The sequence below is a fragment of the Rhizobium sp. 05L429 genome (genome assembly GCF_056397645.1).
Genome location: NZ_JBFTNV010000005.1, coordinates 85439 through 107626, shown reverse-complemented (window position 1 = coordinate 107626; position 22188 = coordinate 85439). Strand labels below are relative to the sequence as shown.

General features: G+C 59.6%; 17 protein-coding genes. 6 read left to right on the top strand and 11 right to left on the bottom strand.

From position 1 onward, the window contains the following. Nucleotides 1–42: 42 nt before the first annotated feature. From AC1DNW_RS06730 to rocF, 5 genes are all read right to left on the bottom strand, one after another. Nucleotides 43–1800, bottom strand: coding sequence for a methyl-accepting chemotaxis protein (locus AC1DNW_RS06730; protein ID WP_113308246.1), 1758 nt, complete (start codon nt 1798–1800; stop codon nt 43–45). 314 nt (nt 1801–2114) lie between these two features. Beyond that, the gene (locus AC1DNW_RS06725; protein ID WP_113299130.1) at nt 2115–2591 is read right to left on the bottom strand and encodes a chemotaxis protein CheW; all 477 of its coding nucleotides are present in this window, start codon (nt 2589–2591) and stop codon (nt 2115–2117) included. Then, entirely contained in the window at nt 2591–4381 is a 1791-nt protein-coding gene (locus AC1DNW_RS06720; RefSeq protein WP_113308245.1) for a methyl-accepting chemotaxis protein, read from the bottom strand. Before AC1DNW_RS06720 ends, AC1DNW_RS06725 begins: the two co-directional genes overlap by 1 nt. Before the next feature lie 354 nt (nt 4382–4735). Further along, nucleotides 4736–5935 (bottom strand): ornithine--oxo-acid transaminase, encoded by a 1200-nt coding sequence (gene rocD, locus AC1DNW_RS06715; protein ID WP_113299128.1) that lies wholly within the window; start codon nt 5933–5935, stop codon nt 4736–4738. A 13-nt stretch (nt 5936–5948) separates the two neighbouring features. After that, nucleotides 5949–6884, bottom strand: coding sequence for an arginase (gene rocF / locus AC1DNW_RS06710; RefSeq protein WP_113308244.1), 936 nt, complete (start codon nt 6882–6884; stop codon nt 5949–5951). A 131-nt stretch (nt 6885–7015) separates the two neighbouring features. Between rocF and AC1DNW_RS06705 the strand changes: the two genes are divergently transcribed. Continuing rightward, nucleotides 7016–7444, top strand: coding sequence for an Lrp/AsnC family transcriptional regulator (locus AC1DNW_RS06705; RefSeq protein ID WP_113308243.1), 429 nt, complete (start codon nt 7016–7018; stop codon nt 7442–7444). Nucleotides 7445–7451: 7 nt separating this feature from the next. Here AC1DNW_RS06705 and AC1DNW_RS06700 read toward each other — a convergent pair whose 3' ends face one another. The 3 genes from AC1DNW_RS06700 to AC1DNW_RS06690 all read right to left on the bottom strand — a co-directional run bounded on the left by AC1DNW_RS06700 (nt 7452) and on the right by AC1DNW_RS06690 (nt 15991). Then, nucleotides 7452–13559 (bottom strand): translocation/assembly module TamB domain-containing protein, encoded by a 6108-nt coding sequence (locus AC1DNW_RS06700; RefSeq protein WP_113308242.1) that lies wholly within the window; start codon nt 13557–13559, stop codon nt 7452–7454. 78 nt (nt 13560–13637) lie between these two features. Then, a complete protein-coding gene (locus tag AC1DNW_RS06695) occupies nt 13638–15563 on the bottom strand; it encodes an autotransporter assembly complex protein TamA (protein ID WP_477852248.1) in 1926 nt (641 codons plus the stop codon). Between the two features lie 173 nt (nt 15564–15736). Continuing rightward, nucleotides 15737–15991 (bottom strand): YMGG-like glycine zipper-containing protein, encoded by a 255-nt coding sequence (locus AC1DNW_RS06690; RefSeq protein WP_007822262.1) that lies wholly within the window; start codon nt 15989–15991, stop codon nt 15737–15739. A 333-nt stretch (nt 15992–16324) separates the two neighbouring features. Between AC1DNW_RS06690 and hemA the strand changes: the two genes are divergently transcribed. Beyond that, nucleotides 16325–17539, top strand: coding sequence for a 5-aminolevulinate synthase (hemA, locus tag AC1DNW_RS06685; protein WP_113299123.1), 1215 nt, complete (start codon nt 16325–16327; stop codon nt 17537–17539). A 33-nt stretch (nt 17540–17572) separates the two neighbouring features. Here hemA and dxr read toward each other — a convergent pair whose 3' ends face one another. Further along, nucleotides 17573–18748, bottom strand: a complete 1176-nt coding sequence (gene dxr / locus AC1DNW_RS06680; RefSeq protein ID WP_113308240.1) for a 1-deoxy-D-xylulose-5-phosphate reductoisomerase — start codon at nt 18746–18748, stop codon at nt 17573–17575. Nucleotides 18749–19126: 378 nt separating this feature from the next. Here dxr and AC1DNW_RS06675 point away from each other — a divergent pair, with 378 nt between their 5' ends. From AC1DNW_RS06675 to AC1DNW_RS06665, 3 genes are all read left to right on the top strand, one after another. Then, complete coding sequence (locus AC1DNW_RS06675) at nt 19127–19774, top strand: hypothetical protein (RefSeq protein WP_113308239.1); 648 nt, start codon at nt 19127–19129, stop codon at nt 19772–19774. A gap of 56 nt (nt 19775–19830) precedes the next feature. Further along, nucleotides 19831–20097, top strand: a complete 267-nt coding sequence (locus AC1DNW_RS06670; RefSeq protein WP_113308238.1) for a BON domain-containing protein — start codon at nt 19831–19833, stop codon at nt 20095–20097. 129 nt (nt 20098–20226) lie between these two features. After that, complete coding sequence (locus AC1DNW_RS06665) at nt 20227–21015, top strand: class I SAM-dependent methyltransferase (protein WP_477852246.1); 789 nt, start codon at nt 20227–20229, stop codon at nt 21013–21015. Here the strand turns inward: AC1DNW_RS06665 and AC1DNW_RS06660 are convergent, their stop codons facing one another. Both AC1DNW_RS06660 and AC1DNW_RS06655 read right to left on the bottom strand, forming a co-directional pair. Beyond that, complete coding sequence (locus AC1DNW_RS06660) at nt 21016–21177, bottom strand: hypothetical protein (RefSeq protein ID WP_477833731.1); 162 nt, start codon at nt 21175–21177, stop codon at nt 21016–21018. Between the two features lie 105 nt (nt 21178–21282). Next, nucleotides 21283–21531 (bottom strand): hypothetical protein, encoded by a 249-nt coding sequence (locus AC1DNW_RS06655; RefSeq protein WP_113308236.1) that lies wholly within the window; start codon nt 21529–21531, stop codon nt 21283–21285. Nucleotides 21532–21675: 144 nt separating this feature from the next. Here AC1DNW_RS06655 and AC1DNW_RS06650 point away from each other — a divergent pair, with 144 nt between their 5' ends. Then, nucleotides 21676–22185, top strand: coding sequence for a DUF2937 family protein (locus AC1DNW_RS06650; RefSeq protein ID WP_113308235.1), 510 nt, complete (start codon nt 21676–21678; stop codon nt 22183–22185). Nucleotides 22186–22188: the final 3 nt, after the last annotated feature.

Genomic DNA, 22188 nt, shown 5'->3' with positions numbered 1-22188 from the left:
CTGCCCTTCCCAGATGGCAAGAGACGGTTGAACAAGCCTGGTCTAGAATTCTTCCCAGCTTTCGGCAGCCGGTGCTGCTGCACCGTGAGCCCTGGCGACACGGGAAACAAGATGCAACGTCGGGGAACTGGCCGGTTTTGCATGTTGCCTGGCCGCGATATTTCCGCCGGGGAGCTTGAATTGTGTGAGCAGGGTGCGAAGTGCATCGGCTTCCACAGCGAGGTTATGACTGGCCGCCGTGCTTTCCTCTACCATGGCAGCGTTTTGCTGCGTCGACTGATCCATGGTGTTGACGGCCTGATTGATCTCCTTGAGACCAGTTGCCTGTTCCTTCGAGCCTTCGACGATGGCTGCGACGTTTGAATTGATGTTGGCGACCTGAACGACGATTTCTTCCAGCGCTTTACCAGTCTGGCCCACCAGCTCGACGCCGTTTTTCACCAGTTCGCTCGATGTATTGATCAGCGCCTTGATCTCTTTTGCAGCGCTTGCCGATCGCTGCGCGAGTTCACGGACCTCCTGGGCGACAACGGCAAAACCCTTGCCGGCTTCACCGGCACGGGCGGCTTCGACACCCGCGTTCAGCGCCAGGAGGTTGGTCTGGAAGGCGATGTCATCGATCACGCCGATGATGTTGGTAATCTCGCGGGAGGACTGCTCGATCTGATCCATGGCCGAGACTGCCTTGCGTACGACGGTGCCGGATTGCTCCGCGCTGTGCTTCGTCTGGGCGACAAGGCGACCGGCCTCGCCGGCGCGTTGGCTGGAATCGTTGACTGTGGTTGTGATCTCCTCGAGCGCTGCTGCGGTTTCCTCGATGGAAGCGGCCTGCTGTTCCGTGCGTTTGGAAAAGGAGTCGGCAGAAGAACCGATCTCGCGAGAACTATCGGCGATCGCAGTGGTGTTCTCGCCAATCGTCTTCAGCGTCTCGGAGAGCCTGTCGATCGTCGTGTTGAAGTCGTGGCGCAATTGCTCCATCGAAGGCACGAATGCCGAGTCCAGGGTCCGTGTCAGATCGCCTTCGGAAAGCTGGCGCAGCGCAGTGCCAAGAAGGGAAATCGCGCTCATGCGCTGTGTCACGTCGGTTGCGAATTTCACGACCTTGTAGATCCGGCCATCCGCATCTGCGATCGGATTGTAGGCGGCCTGGATCCATATCTCCCTGCCGCCCTTGCCGTAGCGGACGAATTCGTTGGCGATGAATTCACCCTTTGCCAGCCGCGGCCAGAATTGCTTGTATTCGTCGCTGCGGGCATAGGCTGGATCGCAGAACATGCTGTGATGCTTGCCAACGATCTCGGATAACGAGTAACCGAGGCCATTGCAGAAGTTCTGATTGGCCGTGAGGATTTCGCCAGTGGGGGTGAACTCGATCACCGCCTGCGAGCGCGAGATGGCATCGAGTTTACCGGCATCCTCGACGGCGCGCCTCTTTGCCTCGGTAATGTCGGAGGCAAATTTCACCACCTTGAAAGGCTTGCCATGCTTGAAGACGGCGTTGTAGGTCGCCTGGATCCAGATTTCGCGGCCGCCCTTCGCAAGGCGCTTATAGGCACCGGCATCGTATTCGCCACGACCCAGGCGGGCCCAGAAGTCGCGATAAGCCGAGGTTGCCGTATAGGCTGGATCGCAAAACATGCCGTGATGCTTGCCGGCAATTTCGTTCAGACTGTAACCGAGTGCCCTGCAGAAATTCTCATTCGCGGTCAGTACATTTCCGGTCAGGTCGAATTCGATGATTGCCTGCGATTTGGAAATGGCCTCAAGAATGTATTTCGAATCGGATGCTAAACCAAACATTCCCGTCCCCTCCTAATGGGAGCGCATGGGTTGCGCCCAGCCCCTTGAAACCGAAGACCAAACAGGCACAGGCTTGCGGCGCGAAAAAAGATAGCCGGGCAACGGCTCTAATTTCTCGCCTATCAGAAATCGTGTACGGTTGATGCTTCACAACCAATGATAATTAGGAGACGGTAAATATTAGGTATAGAAGTTTGTGCTAATAAATATGTATTTATGGATGAAAAATTATACCGCAGGCATGTACAGGAAGCCCGAACAATAAAAAACCGCCCTGTGAGGGCGGTTCTTCATTATGCCATTCTATGCGGCGATCAGGCGGCCAACTCGTCCGTCTCGTTCTCCTTGAACATCTTTGCGAGGTTCAGGAAGCAGATCATGCCGTTTTCGGAAGCGATGATGCCTTCGCAGAAAGCGCGGTCGAAGGAAGCGGTCACTTCCGGAACCGGCTGTACCTGACTGGAAGAGATTGTCAGGATGTCGGAAACGCGGTCGACCAGCATGCCGATGACCATACTGTGCACTTCGGCGACGACGATGGCGCTACGCTCGTTGGCGACGGTGCCCTTCATGCCGAGTTTGTAGGCGAGGTCGATAATCGGGATTACCGAACCGCGCAGGTTCATGACACCGATGACATCTGCCGGAGAGTGGGGGATCGGCGTTGACGGCGCCCAGCCGCGGATTTCGCGGATGGTCGTGGTCTTCACGCAGAATTCCTGATCGTGCAGGCGGAAGGCAATGATTTCGAGCGTGTCGCCGCTGAAGCTAGTAGAGTTGATCGTGGCCATTAGAATTCTTCCCAACTGTCATAAGCCAGGGCAGAAGCGGATGCGCCACCATTGGCGCGGACGAGCTTTGCCTTCACACCACGCGATGGCTTTGCACTTGGCGAAGCATCGTTACGGTTATCGACAACATTAGCGTAAGAGTGTTGCCCAAATCTAAACTGTGAGACGAGATTGCGAAGGTTTTCAGTCTCGGACGAAAGTCGGGCGCTTGCCGCTGTCGTCTCCTCCACCATGGCGGCATTCTGCTGCGTGCCCTGATCCATGATATTGACGGCCTTGTTGATTTCCACAAGCCCGGTCGATTGTTCGCGCGAGGACTCGACGATCGCCGTGACGTTGACGTCGATATTGCCGACCTGGCTGACGATCCGTTCCAGTGCCTGGCCGGTCTGGCCGACAAGGTCGACGCCGCTTTTCACGTGCTCCGAGGAAGCAGTAATGAGCGCCTTGATCTCCTTGGCGGCGCTGGCCGAGCGCTGTGCGAGTTCGCGCACCTCCTGGGCGACGACTGCAAAACCCTTGCCCGCCTCGCCGGCGCGGGCTGCCTCGACGCCCGCGTTCAGCGCCAGCAGGTTGGTCTGGAAGGCGATCTCGTCGATGACGCCGATGATATTGCTGATCTCACGCGAGGATTTCTCGATCTGACCCATGGCGTCGACCGCCTTACGGACGATACTGCCGGAATGTTCCGCGCCGCGCTTCGTTTCCGCGACAAGCCCGCCTGCTTCGGCGGCGCGACCGGCGCTGTCGGCAACGGTCTGGGTGATTTCATCGAGTGCGGCGGCGGTTTCCTCGACGGTTGCGGCCTGCTGTTCGGTGCGTTTGGACAGCACGTCGGCTGCTTCCTTCGTTTCGCGCGCACCGCTGGCGATCGCCTCGGCATTGTGGAGAACCGTGCGCATGGCGCTGCCGAGCCTGTCGATCGCGGCATTGAAGTCGGTGCGGACCTTCTCCAGCGCGGGCGGGAAAGGATTTTCGACCCGCTTCGTCAGATCGCCCTCGGCGAGCGCGGTCAAGCCGGTTGCCAGATCATCGACAGCACGGACGCGTTCAGTGACGTCGGTCGCGAATTTGACGACCTTGAAGATCCGGCCGCTCATGTCAAAGATAGGGTTATAGGATGCCTGGATCCAGACGACTTTGCCGCCCTTGCCGATGCGCATGAATTCCTCGGCGACGAACTGGCCGGCGGCAAGCTTCTTCCAGAATTGCGCATAGGCTTCGGAGCGCACATAGGCCGGCTCGCAGAATATGCTGTGGTGCTTGCCGCGGATCTCCTCCTGCCGGTAGCCCATGACCGCGAGGAAATTGTCGTTCGCCTGCAGGATCTCGCCGTCCGGCGTAAATTCGATGACGGCCTGAGCCCGCGAGAGGGCAGCGATCTTGCCTTCGGCATCGGCGGCTTTCAGCTTGGCGGCGGTCACGTCGCTTGCCAGTTTGACGATCTTGTAGGGTTTGCCGCCCGACATCAGCGGGTTATAGCTAGCCTGGATCCAGACCTCGCGTCCGTCCTTGCCGATGCGCTTGTATTCACCGGCGTCGAATTCGCCCCTGCCAAGCTTCTGCCAGAACTCCCGGTAGGCCGGGGAGGCGACATAATCCGGCTCGCAGAAGATGCTGTGATGCTTGCCGACAATGTCGCCGATCTTGTAGCCCAGCGCACGGCAGAAATTCTCGTTTGCGTTCAGGATCTTTCCTTGCAGGTCGAATTCAATCGTCGCCTGCGATTTCATGAGAGCTGTGACGATTGCACGTGAATCCGGCGTCGCACCCAGCGAAAACAATGACATTCCAATCCCCCGATGTGTGATGGCAACCAGCCGATTCTCAGAGAATGGTTCGGATTTCGGGTATGACGGAACCGCAGTAAGACTGCAGTATATCCGACAATACTTGAAAGTCCCTCCTGCCTCGCAAACGCGGCGGATCGGCTCAATTCATTCGTGAATCCCGCTCGTTGGCTCCTAAGATGCGGGACCAAGCTCTAATCGCATCAATTAAATATAATTTTATTGATTAAAAATGAGTAACCAAATCCATTTAGGATCGGTTTTTGATAGTTTTCCCATGGATTTTGGCAGATAAAATCCGGTTTTACCTGAAAGTAATTAGTACCGGTTGCAACGATAATCGCCAACTTTACTTTAGGTTATTGTTCTTTCAATTTGCGAGATCGCCCAATCGACCTGTTCCCTGGTGATGACCAGCGGCGGCGCGAAGCGAATCGTGTGGTCGTGCGTGTCCTTGGCGAGGAGACCGCGATCCTTCAGTGCATAGCAATATTGCCGGGCGCCACCGGCCTCTGGCTCCAATTCGACAGCCAGCATCAGGCCACGGCCGCGCACGTCCTTGACGATGTTGGAGCGGATGGAGCGCAGACCGTCGAGGAAATAGTCGCCCATCGTTTCGGCATTCTCGATCATTCCTTCTTCGGTCAGCACCTTCAGGGCCGCGCGGGCGACCGCACAGGCAAGCGGATTGCCGCCGAAGGTCGAGCCGTGCTGGCCAGGCTTGAGCACGCCCAGGACTTCCGAATTCGAAAGAACGGCGGAGACCGGATAGAAGCCGCCCGAAAGCGCCTTACCGATCAGCGTGACGTCGGCTTCGATGCCCTCATGCTCCTCGGCCAGTAGCTTGCCAGTGCGGCCGAGGCCGGTCTGGATCTCGTCGAGGATGAGTGTGACGTTGTTTGCCGTGCAGAGTTCGCGCACGCGGGTGAAGTAGCCGGCAGGCGGAATGATGACACCGGCTTCGCCCTGGATCGGCTCGATCAGTGCTGCGACCGTATTGGCATTGATCGCTGCCGCAAAGGCTTCGGCATCGCCGAAGGGAATGACGCGGAAACCGGGCGTATAGGGCCCAAAGCCAGTGCGGGCGTCAGGATCGGTGGAAAAGCTGATGATGCTCAGCGTACGGCCATGAAAATTATTGGCACAGACGATGATCTCCGCCTGGCCTTCCGGCACGCCCTTCACCTCGTAACCCCACTTGCGAACCGCCTTGATGGCGGTCTCGACGGCTTCTGCGCCTGAATTCATCGGCAGGATCTTATGGGAGCCGGTCAGCGCCGCCAGTTCCTCGTAGAGATAGGCGAGCTGGTCGTTGCGAAAGGCGCGCGAGGTGAGCGTCAGGCGGCCGGCCTGCTCGACCATGGCGGCAAGGATCTTCGGATGGCAGTGGCCCTGATTGACGGCGGAATAGGCCGAGAGGCAATCGAGGTAGCGCTTGCCATCCGTATCCCAGACATGAACACCTTCCCCTCGCGTCAGCACCACATCCAGCGGTTTGTAGTTATTGGCTCCAAGACGCTGTTCCGTGGCGATGAGGTTCGACGAGGTGTTCATGGCCGGTTCTCCCTTATGCGGCGCGCGTAGGACGATCGAAGATGCGGCGACCGAAGAGGCTTGCCGTCATCTCCACCATGATGCGGGCGCTCTTGCCGCGATCATCAAGGAAAGGATTGAGCTCGACGAGATCGAGCGAAGAGACGAGCCCGCTGTCGGACAGCATCTCCATGATCAGATGTGCTTCCCGGAAGGTCGCGCCACCAGGAACCGTGGTGCCAACGCCCGGCGCAAAATCGGGATCGAGGAAATCGACGTCAAAGCTGACATGCAGCAGGCCGTTTGCCCTTTCGACCGTTTCCAGGATCTGGCGGAGGATCACAGCCACGCCCTGTTCGTCGAGCGAGCGCATGTCGAAGACATTGACGCCATGCTTGCGGATTTCTACTCGCTCCGAGGCATCGACCGAGCGGATGCCCACCTGGAAGATCTTCCTCGGATCGACGAATGAACGCTCTTTAGGCAGGATCTCTGCAAAATCCGCCAGACCGCAGAAGAAGGCGACGGGCATGCCGTGAATATTGCCCGACGGAGAGGTCTCGGGCGTATTGAAATCCGAATGGGCGTCGAGCCACAGCACGAAGAGCGGGCGGCCCTTTTCGGCAGCAAAACGCGCCATGCCTGAGACGCTACCCATGGAAAGGCTGTGGTCTCCGCCAAGGATCAGCGGGAAGTGGCCGGCTTTCGCCGCATCATAGGTGGCTGCTTCGAGCGCGCGCGTATAGGCGCCGACGATGCGGAGATTATGCGCTTTCGGATGATTGGGCAGATCCCTGGCCGGGACAATGCTGAGATCACCCATGTCGACAGCAGTGTGGCCGAGATCGGTCAGCGCCTTGTCGATGCCCGCAATGCGCAATGCAGTCGGCCCCATGCCCGCGCCTCTACGACCAGAACCCTCTTCAAGGGGAACACCGATAAGAGCGACAGATCGAGATTGTACTTCCATTCCGAGGGCTCCGTTCTGAGGCCTGTTTTGGCCGATAGTGGGATAAAGTGGCGGCGGCAAATAGATGGAAAAATGTCAGAAATGGATTATGATTGCGCAGATTGATAAAGCTAATTTGACAAAGTGAAACCGTGGACGATCTCGATAACGAGCTTTTGAGCGCGCTTCGGCACAATTCGCGAATCTCCGTCTCGTCGCTTGCGGCGATGACAGGGGCTTCGCGGGCGACAGTTGCCGCACGCATCGACCGGCTGGTCGAAAACGGCACGATTGCCAGCTTCACCATCCGCACCGGTCACGAGACACGTTCGGCCGGCGTTCGGGCCATCGTCATGATCGAGGTGCTCGGCAAGCTGGCCGACAAGGTGGCGGCCCAGCTGCGTGGCCTGCCGCAGGTGCGCGCGCTTCACAGCACCAACGGAAAATGGGATTTCGTCGCGGAGCTCGAAGACCGCGACCTCGTCTCCTTCGACGAGACGCTTCGCCGCATACGCCTCGTCGACGGCATCAACTCGACCGAAACCAACATTCTCCTGAAGACCAGCAAGGCGAGTTTCTAGGCTAGCCTCAATATTCATGCTCATAGACGATGCCGGCTTCACCTGCACCATTGCCGCCGGCGGCACCCCGTAGCTTCACGCCGCGGCCGACATCGAGATTGATGATTGCCTTGGCGCCGGCTTTCCCGCCCTGCTGCAGTTCGAAATAGGTCCGTTCGTTGAGATAGCGGCCAACGCTGACGCTCGTCTGGCCCTTCTCATCCGTGCTGATGTCGAGGTCATCGACACCAAGCTGGTTGCGTAAGCCTTCGAAGAGTGAGGTTGAGCGATTGCCGGCCAGCTGGCTGACGGCGTCGGCCAGCTGGGCGATCTGTACCGGCGACAGGCGCGACATGGACTGGCCGAAGATGAGCTGGGCCAGCACCTCGTCCTGTGGCAGTGCGGGAGAGGACGAAAAAGTGATGGCAGGATCGGTCGCGAGGCCTGCTACATCCACCGTGAGCGTCGTCGTGCCCGTTGTGGAAGTCGCCTCCATATCGAGGGCAGGCGTCAGGTCGCCGGCAAAGGTGATGCGGCTACGATCGGAGAAATCGAGACGGCGGTTGAGGATCGTCAGACGGCCGCGGCGCATCGTGAAGGCGCCTGCGACTTCGGGCGCGGCAGCCGAGCCGCGGATCGTAATGTTACCGCCGACTTCGGCATCGATGCCACGGCCGCGCACGAAGATCTGAGAGGGTGCATCGAGCTGGATATCCAGCATGATGGTCGAAGATTTCTCCCGCGGCTGCTGCTGCCCATTGTTCTTGAGTTGGGCGAGCACGGCAGGTGGCGCATGGATATGGCGGATATCGATCTCACGCAGCGATGTCGGCAGCCTCTCCGGCACGGTGATCGAGGCCTTCTCGATGTCAAGCTTGCCGTTCAGCGTGGGATTGGAAAGCAGCGGCCCCCTGAGGCCGAGTGTGCCGTCCACTGTCGCGACAACCAGCGTGCCGTCGACATAGACCGCATGATCCAGACGGATGGAAAGATCGGCGGGGAAACTGCCGCTGATGCCAACCGAACCGCTCGCCGAGATCGAGCCGCCGCTTGCCAGTCTGCCGTTCAAGCGGGAAATGACGGCCTGCTGGCCGTTGAAGGTAATGGTCGCGCCGAGGCCTTCGAGGGCGAGATTGCGGCGCACGTCGATCAGCTTTGCGCCATCCGTCGTGACCGTCCCGTTGATGACAGGCACAGCTGTTGTGCCGCTCACTTCCAGATTCACATTGGCGACGCCTTCGGCAACGAGACCCTGCTGGGCGAGCTGTGCGCCGAGAACGGCGAAAGGAACGCTGCCGTTGAAACGCATCGACATGGCACGGTTGCCTGTCATCGCGAGGTTGCCGCCACCCTTCAGCGAAAGTCCGCCGTCTCCGGCGAGACTGGTGTCGAGCGTCAGGCGGTTGTCGGCCAGCTTGCCGCTTGCGCCGATAGTGAGCGGGGCGAGGCCGGCGCCCCTCGTATGGCTCGTTTCTGCATTCTTCCAGTCGACCTTGAAATCGACCGAGGGAAGGGGAAGCGATCCCGAGGCAGTGGCGGTTGCCGAGATGGCGCCTGCCGCACCCAGATTCGGGACAAAGCCATTGGCGACGGCCGCCGGCAGGTTGGCGACATCGGCCTTGACGTCGACGCCTTTGATGGTCGTGCCCGATATTTCCAGATTGCCCACCGCCTTCAGCGAGACGCCGCCGTTGCCGTTGAGATCGGCGTCAAAATCCAGCCGGTCTTTGCCGAGTTTGCCCGAAGCGGCGAGTGTCAGGCCAGAGAGGCCGGCGGTCTTGGTGTGTTTCGTTCCCGCGTTTTTCCAGTCGATCTTGAAATCGGCGGAGGGTGCGGTGAGCGAACCTGAGGCAGTCGCCGATGCCGTGATGGTGCCCTCGGCTCCAAGGTCCGGAACGAAACCGTTGGCGACGGCCGCTGGCAGGTTGGTTATATCGGCTTTTGCATCGATGCCCTGGATCGTGGTGCCGGTGAGCGCAAGATTGCCGGTGGCCTTTAGCGAGACGCCGCCCTTGCCATTCAGATTGGCATCGAAATCCAGTCGGTCACTGACATATTTGCCGGAAGCAGCGATTGCCAGGCCCGAGAGGCCGGCGGTCTTAGTATGGCGCGTTGCCGCGTTCATCCAGTCGAGCCTGAAATCGACCACCGGCTCCGTCGGTGTGCCTGAGGTGACGGCGGTGCCTGAGATCGTGCCTTCGGCGCCGAGACCGGGCACGAAGCCGTTGGCAATATTTGCCGGCAGGCCCGCAATGTCGGCATTGACTGCGAGATCGCGAATTGTCGTGCCGTCTATCGTCACGCCGCCATTTGCCTTCAGAAGTGCGCCGTTGTCACTGCCGAGATTAGCATCGAAATCGACCCTGTTATTTTCATATTTGCCGGTGGCCTTGACGGAGAGGCCGGTGAGCCCGTTGCTCTTCGTCTGGCGTGTTGCGGCATTCGCCCAGGCAAGATCGAAGGTGACTGATGGTGTGGGCAGCGAGCCGGAGGCGGATGCCTTGCCGGAAATCTTGCCCTCGGCGCCGAGATCGGGAACGAAGCCGTTGGCAAGGCCCGCAGGAAGATTGGCGAGCTCGGCATCGACCTCGATATTGCGGACATCCGCTCCAGAGAGCTCCACATTGCCCGTCGCTTTCAGCGAGAGGGCCTTCGGTCCGGCGAGGTTCGCATCGAAATCGAGTTTCTGTTCAGCAAAATGGCCGTTTGCTGTGAGGTCCAGCCCGGTCAAACCCGCGGTCTTAGTGTGCCGCGTCGTGGCGTCCTGCCAGGTTAGCTTGAAATCTGCAGCTGGTGCTGCCGGCGTGCCGGTTGCGGAGACGGTGCCCGATATCGCTCCGTCGGCGTCGAGATCTTTCACGAAGCCGTTGGCAATGCCAGCAGGCACGTTCGCCAGATCGGCATTCACCTTGATGTTGCCGATTGTGGCGCCTGAAATCGCGACGTTGCCGAGCGCTTTCAGCGATAGCCCGCCCTTGCCGGTGAGCGCCGTATCGAAATCGAGCTTGTTATCCGCAAACCTGCCGGATGCATTAAGGGACAGACCGATAAGCTTGGCACTCTTTGTCTGGCTCGTCGCGGCATTTTTCCAGTTCAGCTTGAAATCGGCTGATGGTGCAGCCGGCGTGCCCGACGCGGCGATCGTTCCTGAAACCGTGCCCTCGGCCGCAAGATCGGGGACGAAGCCATTGGCGATCTTTGCCGGCAGGCTGACGATATCGGCTTTCACATTGAGTGTCGGGGCATTCGGCGCCGCCAGACCGACATCACCCGCAGCTTTCAGGGAAAGACCATCGGCACCCGTGATATTGCCATCGAAGTTCAGCTTGTTGTCTGCGAAAGTGCCTGATGTCGCGATGCCGAGAGGTGCGATGCCGGCGCCCTTGGTATGGCTAGTGGCCGCATCCTTCCAGTCGAGCTTGAAGTTGACGGTGGGTACGGCCGGTGTTCCGGTCACGCCGACCGTTCCGGAAATGGTGCCGTCGGCGGAAAGATTAGGCACGAAACTGTTGGCAAGGCTTGCCGGCAAGTCGGTGATGACGGCATCGATCTTCAATGTCTCACCAGCAGAACCGGTGACGGATACCGAGCCGCTGCCGGTTTTGACCGTCAGTCCGTTCAGGCTGGCAACTCCCTTGGTGACGTTGATCTGCGCGGGCAACGCCAGTTCGACTGGAATATCGCGTGGGCGCGCGACGAAGCGGTCGAGGCTGAGATCAATCATGCCGCCTGCGGATTGCACATTGCCGGCCGCCTGCAGGGGATTGCCGTCGTATCCCGCATCGAGGTTGAAGTCGGTGCGGGTCTGCTGCTGGACGAAATCGAGCGCAATGCCGGTGAGCTTGTTGGTCCCGACGCCGAACTCGTCAGCCCGTATGGTGCCATTGGCTGCAAAAGCCTTGATGTCGCTGACGGTCACGTCGATCGTCGGTTTGGTGATCGTCAGCGTATCACGGTGAATACCGCTGCCGTTGGCGACGACCTTGAGCGCGATCTTGCCGTCATTGCCGGTGATATCGACGGAGCCTTTGAGGTCGCCGCCCGCCTTCTGGCCGCCGAGAGCGGCAAGCAGGCTTATATCAGGGAAGTCGAAGGTCAGCGCACCCGTGGGCGTCATGCCTGACGAAAGCGTGAGGTTACCCGCCAGACGATTGCTGCCGACATCGGCTGTCAGCGCGGGGATGGAAATCGTTCCGTTTTCGGATTTGACGTCGCCATTGATGCCGATTGGCTGACCATCTATCGTGCCGGTCGCGGCGATGCGGCCCTGCGGAGCGGCAGGATCGGCCGAGCCTGTCAGATCGATGTTGAGATCGTCGACCTTGCGATCGGCCATCTGCAGGCTGGTGGCTTTCACATTGGCGGTGAGCGCAAGTGCTGGAAGCGTGCCGCTTGCCTTGACGCTGTAGTCCGCTTCCCCACTCGTGCCTGACAGCAGCCTGCCGATATCGGGAAGCTTGCCGGCGAGATCTGCCGTCAGTACGTCGTCTTCGAGGGCGACATTGCCGCCCGCCTCGATGGTCGGCGATTTGACCGTAATGTTCGACAGCGTCACCTTGGAGGGGATCGTGCCTGCAATCTGGGTTTCGAGATTGATCGGTGCATCGAACTTTTCGGCGACGCCCGGCGGCAAGGCGGCGGGCTGGACAGTAAATTTAGCATTGCCGGTCAGCGTATTGTCGGCCAGGCGATAAGAGCCGTTGAGATCGGCGCCGATATTGGCGCTTTCAACGGTCGTGCCGTTGAAGCCGATGCCGTTGCGCGAAATCTGAAGCGGCGCGACAAGTGTGATTGGACCCCGAACGGCGCGGTTAAGGTTGGGCTCGGTGAAGGTGGCGTCACCCGCAACGAGGCGTAGCTGGATATCGCCGGCACCATTGGCGAGATTGAAGGCATCGCTCTTGGCCGTCAGCTTGACATTGCGGATATCGGCCTGTGGCATCGTGACGGAATCCAGCGATCCGCTGACGTTGATGCGAACGGCCTGGGCCTGCCCCGTCATCGCCAGATTAAGGCCCGAAATCATGGAGCGTGCTTCGCCATCGGCGAGCGGCCAGCGGAAGTCGACCGGACCCGAGGTGCCGAGCACATTGGCGTTCAGGCTGTTGTTGCCGGCAGGATCCAGCGTGCCGGAGGCGGCGATGACGACGCTGCCGGTCGCGAGATTGCCGGTCTGGATATCGATCTTGCCGTGATCGTCGAAGGTCGCGGATACATCGATATTCGTCTGGCCTGCAAAGAGCGGCCGGAACGCCATGGGAAGCAGCGAACTCACATCACCGCCGCCCTTGAGATCCAGATGATGCAGGCCGTCCGGCGTAATCGCGTGCTTGCCTTCCAGCGAGGCACGTTGCTGGCCGTCTAGCGCGGCCTGCAGCTTGCCGTTCCAGTCAGAAATCGGGCCTTCGCCGTTGAGTGCGATATTGACAGCGGGGCTGCCGGGTAGGCCGAGGAAGCCGGCAAGCAGGCCACCCTGCGGTTCGGAAAGCTGGGCATTCAGCCGTAGCCGGCTGTTTGCCGGGGTAAAGGCGACGTCGGCGGAAAGTTTCGCGTCGGGAACCTGATGGCGGTTGACGTTGATCATCGCTTCTCCGCCGTCGCTGTCGGCTTTCAGGCTGCCTGCAGCGGCAAGCGAGAAGGCGCGACCCGTTAGCGGCTCTGCCAGAGAAATGTCGGGCAGGGCGAGATGTTCGATATCGATCTTCAACGGAAGACGGAAGCCACCCGAACTCTGCTCCTCCGGTGTCGCCAACCTGGAGGGCAGGGTCCGTACCGGCCTGCGGCGCACGTCGATGGACGCGACCGAGACCTGCTTGGCGTGGAAGGTGCCGGTCAACAGCGCCAGAGGATTCCAGTCGATGGCGATGCCGCGGATTTCCGCGAACGTGCCGCGCGTATCCGACAGCGTGATCTCGGCTGCGCGCAGCCCGCCGGTCAGCAAGCCTTCCGGTTCGCGCACCGATATCGTCATATCGCGATTGGAAAGGGCGGAAGCGACGTTTTCGGTGATGATGCGAGCGCCGAAGGAGGTGAAGCCGAAGATCGCCAGCGCAATCACGGCAAGGATGATCGCTGCGCCAAGGCCGTAGCCGATGAGCCGCATCATCCAGTTCATGATTTTCGCCAACATTTGCATAGGAGAGGACATTATCCCGTTTTCATGACAGCCCACAGGTCGGAAAACACTGCGAAATCGGCATTCCTTGTAACTGGCCTAGAATGACTGGCCTATGCCGGCATAAATTCCATAATCCGTCCCACCATCGTACTTGTTCAGCGGTACGGCGAAATCAAGCCGCAGAGGGCCAAAAGGCGTTGCATAGCGGATACCGGCGCCCGCGCCGGCCCTGATATCGGAGAAATCAGGCGTAATGCTGTCCGAAACCGTGCCGATATCGATGAAGGGCACGACGCCGATCGTATCGGTGATCTTGATGCGCGCCTCGAAGGAGCTGGTCACATAGGAGCGGCCGCCGGTCGCATCACCGTTTTCATTATAGGGCGAGATTTCCTGATAGCCGTAGCCACGCACAGAACCGCCGCCGCCGGCAAAGAAGCGCTGGGTGGCGGGAATATCCTGAACGCCATCGCCGCCGATCAGCGTGCCGGCCGCGACCTTGCCGGCGAGGACGATGCCGTCTTCGGCGCCAAGGCCGAGATAGCCGGAAATTGAGCCTTCGAAGGCCGAGTAGACCGTGCCGTTCATGAACTCATAGCCCGGCTTTGCCGAAAGCGTGGCGTGGTAACCCCCGGTCGGATTGAATTTGTCGTCGCGGGCGTCGCGATCATAGGTGATCGGCAGCGTAAAGGTCAGATAATTGTTGTTGCCGAAGGCGTCGTCATCATTCTCGAAGCTCACCTCGCCGGCTGCGGAGATGGTGTCCTGATCCGTCAATTCATAGGAGAGGCCGAGCGAGGCGGTAACAAGCTTCGCATTATAAGCATCCGGATTTTCCGTCTTGGCGACGATGCCGGCCTTCAGCGTAGCGGATGGATGGATGAAGCCCGGCTTCGTGAAGAGGATACCGGCGGAATAATCGAGATCGCCGACGTCGGACGCTTCGCCGAGGCGCGAGACGGCGCCTTCGATACGCAGCGATTCTGCTCCGCCGAACAGATTGCGATGACCCCAGTAGCCGTTGACGCCGAAGCCGTCGATCGTCGAATATTGTGCGCCGACGCCGAGATAGCGCCGTTTGCCTTCGGAAACCTCGATCGTCATGGGCAAGGTACCATCGGAGGCCAGCGCGTCGCCTTCGTGGATCGTCACACTGGAGAACACGCCAAGCGCGCGCAGGCGCTCACCTGCCTTCCTCAGCGCCTCCGGCGAATAGGCTTCGCCCTTCTGCAGGCGGGAGTAGCGCTGGATGAATTCCGGCTTGACCCTTTCCTCCCCAGTCACGCCGACGTCGCCGATCGGAGCAACCGGACCACCTTCGGCAGCGAGAACGACATCGACGGTGTTCTTGCTGTGGTCGGCGACCACACGGCGTTCGGTCAGTTTGGCAAAGGGCCTGCCCTCGCTCTTCAACTGGTCGACGATCGTATCACCGGCCTTGATGATGGCGAGCGAGCCGGCCCGTTCGCCTGGAGCGAGATCGTAATCGGCAGGGTTGCGGTGTGCAGCATCGCCGCCGAACTGCACTTCATTGACAGTGAAGACCGGGCCAGGCGCTATATCCACCTTGACCGGAATGGGCTTCGAGCGATCGAAAGTCGGGTTCGGCGGCAGATCGTCTATGTTGCGGCCGTCGATGGTAATCGTCACCACGCCGCCGTAGCGTGCCTTTTCGTAAAGTGTGGCGATCAGCCTGTCGCGGTCGTCGCGGGCTTTCACGACGACGCCCAGATCGCCTGAAACCGCGCGGTTCTTGTCGCCGACGAGGCGGGAGCTGTTCTCCAGCGCCTCCTTGAGGTCGCTATCGGCTGTCCCGGCTTCGAGGTCGACGTCATAGCGCACAGGATCGGGCACCTGCAGGTTCTCGTCCTCGTCCTTGCCGAATATGGTGATGCCAAAAAGCTTGAATGCGTAGGCATTGCCCACGAGGACTGGTGAAAATGCAGCCGCCGCTGCGACCACCACCATGGCGCCTGCTCGATACGCAATACCAGTTCTCAGGCCCGTCCCTCTAATCCGCATCCGCCGCTTTTGGGTTACATTAAAATGAAGCTCTGCGTTGCCCAGCCGATAACAAGCTTAGCGGCAAAATCGCGCCACGTGTACCAATTTAAACTGCAGGCGCACTAATTTAGTACAAAAAAATCCCGGACGAGGGTCCGGGATTTCCATTTTCCCCATTCTGATTGCTGATCTCAGCGGCAATCATCGATGTAGCGGCGACCATACCGGTCGCGGTAGTAGCATTGGCCAGGCTGCTCTGCGACCCTACCGATAAGCGCACCCGAAACGCCGCCAATCGCTGCGCCAACTGCCGCGCCGCGCACGTCGCCGGTGACTACGCCGCCGATAACGGCACCAGACGCAGCGCCGATACCGGCACCCTGTTGGGTGGGTGTGCAGCTTGCGATCGAAAGGCCGATCAATGCGAGTACGAGGACTTTTTTCATCTCTTTTCTCCGAGGTTTTTGGCGCCCCAGCGGGCGGATGTCGTCCCTAACCTATTTTTTCTTAGGCTAGCCCGGAAACTATGTCGCAAGAAGGGCTTGTCCACCATCAACAAGCTTTTTTTCGTAAGGCGAGAGTTTCTTTCCACGATTAAAAGCGAATTTGTCGCCGGAATTGACGTCGATCAATTTCCCTGATCGCGACTGGCGTATTTTTTACCTGGAATCATTCAAAAGTCTGCGCCTTTTGCCGCAGTTGATGTTAAATCAGGGACGAAAGGGTTGACGTTCGGTTGCCGTCTCAGCAAGAAACAGCCGTACGAACTGGAGCATATGATGGATTTCGAAGCGTTTTTCAAAAGCGAGCTGGACGGGCTTCACACTGAGGGCCGTTACCGCGTTTTTGCCGATCTGGAGCGCCATCGCGGTAACTTTCCGCGTGCGACCCGCCACACGGCGAATGGCGAACAGGAAGTAACCGTCTGGTGCTCCAACGACTATCTCGGCATGGGCCAGCACCCCAAGGTGATCGAGGCGATGAAGGAAGCCATCGATCACTGTGGCGCGGGTGCGGGAGGCACCCGGAATATCTCTGGTACCAACCACTACCATGTTCTGCTCGAGCAGGAGCTCGCCGATCTGCATGGCAAGGAAGCCGCGCTGACCTTCACATCCGGCTATGTTTCGAACTGGGCAGCACTCGGCACACTCGGCGCCAAGATCCCCGGCCTCATCATCTTCTCCGATGCTTTCAACCATGCCTCGATGATCGAGGGCATCCGCTACGCCAAGTGCGAGAAGGTCATCTGGAAGCACAATGACGTCGCCGATCTCGAGGCCAAGCTCGCTGCTGCCGATCCCAAGGCGCCGAAGCTTATCGCCTTCGAATCCGTCTATTCGATGGATGGTGATATCGCACCGATCAAGGAAATCTGCGATCTCGCTGACAAGTATGGCGCGATGACCTATCTCGACGAAGTGCATGCCGTCGGCATGTATGGTCCGCGCGGCGGCGGCATTGCCGAGCGCGAAGGCCTGATGGACCGCATCACCGTCATCGAAGGCACGCTTGCCAAGGCTTTTGGCGTCATGGGCGGTTATATCGCCGCTTCCGCTGCTCTCTGCGATTTCATCCGCTCATTTGCGTCGGGCTTCATCTTCACGACGTCGCTGCCGCCTGCGCTCGCTGCCGGCTCGGTCGCGTCGATACGGCATCTGAAGGCAAGCCCCTTCGAGCGGGCTCGCCATCAGGACCGTGTGCGAAAGTTGCGCACGCTGCTTGACCAGCAGGGCATTCCGCATATGCCGAACCCGAGCCATATCGTGCCGGTCATGGTTGGCGATGCCGCCAAGTGTAAGTGGATCTCAGATCTGCTGCTCGATAATTTCGGCGTCTATGTGCAGCCGATCAACTATCCGACGGTGCCGAAGAAGACCGAGCGCCTGCGCATCACGCCGACGCCACTGCATTCGGATACCGATATCGAGCATCTGGTCGGCGCGCTGCATTCGCTCTGGTCGCGCTGCGCGCTCGCCCGTCACGTCGCTTGACGTCACGGCGCCTGATTTTTCAGGAAAATTTCTTTATTGGATCAGCCCGGCAGCCCGCTGCCGGGCTTCCTTGTCTGCGGCAAAGACATCGTCCATCGTTGTCGCCGCCGGCAAGCCGACGAGCTCATCCATCACCCTTTCGGTGATTTCAGCCATAGCGAGGAATGGCAGGCGGCCTTCGATGAAGGCTTCGAGCGCGACTTCCTTGGCGCCGTTCAGCACCGCGCCTTGTACACCGCCGCGCGTCATCGCCAGTCGGGCAAGCCTTAGCGCAGGGAAACGTTTTTCGTCCGGCGCCTCGAAATCGAGCCGCGCGAGTTTGGCGAAATCCAGCCGTTCGATCGGCAGGTTCGCGCGGCGCGGGTGAGACAGGGCGTAGCCGATTGCGGTGCGCATATCGGGCGCGCCGAGCTGCGCCAGCACCGAGCCATCCGTATAGCCGACCATGGAATGGATGATCGACTGCGGATGGACGATCACCTCCACCTGCTCAGGACGCAGGTCGAAGAGGTGCTTCGCCTCGATCATCTCCAGCGCCTTGTTGAAGAGCGAGGCGCTGTCGATGGAAATCTTCAAGCCCATCGACCATTTGGGATGGGCGCGTGCGGCTTCGACCGTGACATTGGCCATCTCCTCACGCGAGGATGTGCGGAAGGGGCCGCCCGATGCCGTCAGGATGATGCGCTCCAGGGCATGGCGCTGATTCTCCTCCAGCACCTGGAAGATCGCGTTATGTTCGCTATCGACTGGCAGAAGCTTGCCGCCGCCGTTTTTCACCGCCTCGATGAAAAGATCGCCGGCCGCGACCAGGCACTCCTTGTTGGCAAGCGCGATATCCGCTCCGCGTCGCGCTGCAGCCAGTGTCGGTGCAAGGCCGGCCGTGCCGACGATGGCGGCCATCACCCAATCCGCTTCGCGGTCTGCGGCTTCCATCAGCCCGGATTTACCGGCGGCGACTGCGATGCCGCTGCCCGAAAGCTCGCTCTTCAGCGATTCGTAATGGCGGTCATTGGCGATGACGGCGAGCCGGGCGCCGGCGGATTTTGCCTGCTGGGCCAGCAGTTCCACATTGCCATTGCCGGTCAGGACGGAAACTTCGAAATTTTGCCGACCGCCCAGATGACCGACGACATCAAGCGTATTTTGGCCGACCGAGCCAGTCGAACCGAAAATACTAAGGCGCCGAGGCGCGATTTTGCCCGTCATCATGGTCGATTTCGTAAGAAATTGCACATTTGCCACCGGCTCTACAGGGGATCGGAAGGGGCAGCAAGTGTGCGGTGCAGCAAATTTCAACTCCAGAGGGGTTTACATAGCTTCGCCGTGATGTGATCCTGATAACAGTCCTCGTGGGGACGAATATTGCCGCGGCCAGTTGCTGGCCGCAAAGGCAATTCCGCTGGGTGCCGAGGCGCCTGACGAGCAACCGGCAATTATGCCACTGGCCATGGGCCAAGCAAAAATCGAAGACCAAGCCGGGATTGCGTGTTTGCGCCATCCTTCATTGCGTTCGACGCGAGCGCTTCCACGTCCGCTCTGCGCCTATCGGCGTGTGACAGGAGTGCGAGTTCAAAACGATCGAAAATCATGTCCAGAATAAAGATCGCATGCTTTGTTTTTGCTCTATTTCCACTGGTGAAGCCGGCATTTGCCGATGACCTGCTGATCTGGTCGCCGGTGAAGGTCTCCAGCCGGTCCTACAAGGCGACGGTCGGGTTTCGCCTGCCGATGGAATGGGAGACCAGCGCCGGCGCAGATCTGGCGCTTGCCTCCGACAAAAGCGGAGCGCCGCTGCCGGATTCAGGGCAGGCGATGCTGTGGGGCAGGCTGCAAAAGGTGAGCGCCACGCCTGCCACCCGTGCGCAGCAGGATGTGACGCTGCAAGTCGATACTCTGCGCGGCAGCGGCGCGCTGATGCTCAGCCGTTCGCGAAGCTGGATCCTGTCGGATTCTCTCGACATGCAGACGACGCGTGCCGTCAGTCTCGGCTACAACGCTATCGATACGCGGCAGGCGACGATATCTGCTTCACAGGCGGTCAAGCTGATCTATCCGTGGACCGGCACCTCGATTTCGGCCGGCAGCAGCGTCAGCGATTTCAACGGCGATTTCTCCAGCACTGTCGCCGTCAGCCAGAATATATTGCCCGACCTCGGCTTGACCGCTTCGATATCCGATCCGCTGTCGACGGGACGGACGGGAAATATCAATCTGAACTATCAGCTTCGCTGGTAGGCGAAACCAAGTCCATTGCCGGGCGTTTCTTCCGCATCATTACGGAGGACAGGACAATGGTTTTCAAGGAACCGACATTTCACGGGCGTGAACCGGAAGCGGAGGCGGAATATGCCAATCGCGCGACGCTGGAGGCCGCCGTTGCCAATGCGCTGGCAATCGCCGGCGGTATCGACGCCGCCGATGTCGAGGTAACAGCCGAAGGCGATGAGATCGTGTTGAGCGGCAGCGTCGGCACTGTCGGCGAAATCGAGCGGGCGACTTCGGTCGCAAAAACCGTCGAGGGCGTGCACACGGTGCACAACCGTATCCTGCTCGGCTGACCCAAAAGCAACGCCCGGCGTTAACCTTAACGAAACATTAACGTTACGTAAGTTTACCGGCTTCGGCACCTGACCTACGCTCGGGCCTAGTCCATAGCCCCCGGAAAGTCAGGTTTTTCGATGCATCAGATGGAAGTGATCAATCGCCGGACATGGAGCAATCCGCTCTCCCGGCGCGACTATCGTAATAGTAACGGCTTCATCAATGAAGGCGAACGCACGGTGCTGAGCATTGGCCTTGCGAATGCCAAGGGTGGCCGCATCCTCGATATTGGCGTCGGCGGCGGCCGCACGGCGGCGCTCATCGCCAAGGAGGCCGGCGATTATGTCGGTATCGACTACACGCCTGAAATGGTCACGCTCGCACGCTCCAATTATCCGGGCCTTCGTTTCGAACATATGGATGCGCGCGATCTTTCGGCCTTCGAAAGCGGTTCCTTCGATCTGGTGGTGTTCAGCTATAATGGTATCGATTCAGTCGATGCCGATGGTCGGAAATCGGTCCTGCGTGAAGTCTCGCGCGTGCTGAAGGCCGGCGGCACGTTCGCCTTTTCGACCTTCAATCGCAATTGGCATGGTTTTGGCGAAAATCGCGCGCGCTCCTCGATCGTCTGGTCCAACCATCCGGTGAAGCTGAGCTTCCGGCTCCTCAAGCATGCGGTGGGGCTGGTGCGCGAGCGTCGCTTTGCGCCACTGGAGCAGCGGCATGGCGAGCATGCGATCCTGCTGCATCGCGCCCATGATTTCGGCATCATGGTCTATGCCACGACGCCAGGCCAACTGCGTTCGCAACTTTCTGAAAGTGGCTTCATCGGCGAGCAGCTGCTCTTTTCGGTCGAGGGTCGGCCGCTCGGTGGTGAGACGCTGGCCGAAGAGGAATATTTCCATGTCGTGGCGCGCAAGCCTTCGCTCAGCTGATCAGCCGGCAAAACGTTCCGGCAGAAAGCCGGCCGGAGCCTTTTCGCCGACAAGGCGATCGGTCTTGGCTGCTGTAGCGGGACCTTGCGGCTGATGGACGATGGCCAGCATCAGGCCACTGACGACGAAACCGATTGCAAGCAAAATCATTCGAATACGCATGGCGGATACTCCTGTTCTGTCGCTTAAACGCAGAGAAAATTCCGAAGTTCCTCATGCTTCAAAAAAGTAAAACCCGGCTGGATATCCAGCCGGGTTTTATCGCCTTTAGCGGCAGACCTGGGTCTTCTTGACTACGACATGCCCGTGACTGTGGATCCGCTCCGTCCGGGTGACGCAGTCATGTGAAACGCGACGTGCCGGCATATGGTGACGGTAGTACCGTTGATCATCGGCACGGTGATAGCCCCGGCCGCCATTGTCGGTGGTAATGGTGACGCTGGCTGCCTGCGAGGGCAGTGCGCCTGCAAAAATGGAAGCTGCAGCAAGCGTGGAAGCAATGATAATGTTCTTCATGACAAATCTCTCTTTCTGAGTTGGTCGGCTGATGAACTCGGACGAAGCCCAATCGGTTCAATCACATAGCGTTAACGATTGTGTCAGCGGCAACCTTTGCCCTTTCAAAATCGTTCTGGTGTAGGAACAGCTGGAGGCATCCTCATGGGACCGATCGGAAGGGGCATCACACTGGTCGTCGGGCTTGCCGGCGGCACGCTTTTTTCGCAGGCGCCGGAGTTTGCCCAGCAGTATCGCCAGCGCATCGGCGGGGCGATCGACGAACTCAGGATCATCGTCGACGACTTCACGAAACAGGCCACCGACCACCATCTCGATCGCCAGCAGGCACTTGATGCCTACACGCGTTCACCTGACGATTTCCTGCGCGATCGCGGCATCTCCATGCGCAGCACGCTGGAGCGCTACGAGCGCCTCATCACCCAGCAATCGGATCTCGGCAGCGCCGCGCCGGTCGCCAAGCCCTTCGTGCTGATGCGCAATGCCGATGAGGGGATCCTTGCCAATACCTGGCGCGATTTCGTGCCCGGCGTGCCCGTCAGCTTCGCCGGCCTCGTCTGGGCGGCGATCGGCTTCATTGGCGGGTGGATCCTGGTGGCGGTGTCAGGGGCCGGCGCAAAACGCGCAGTTCAGTGGCGGCCCAGATATCGGTGAAAG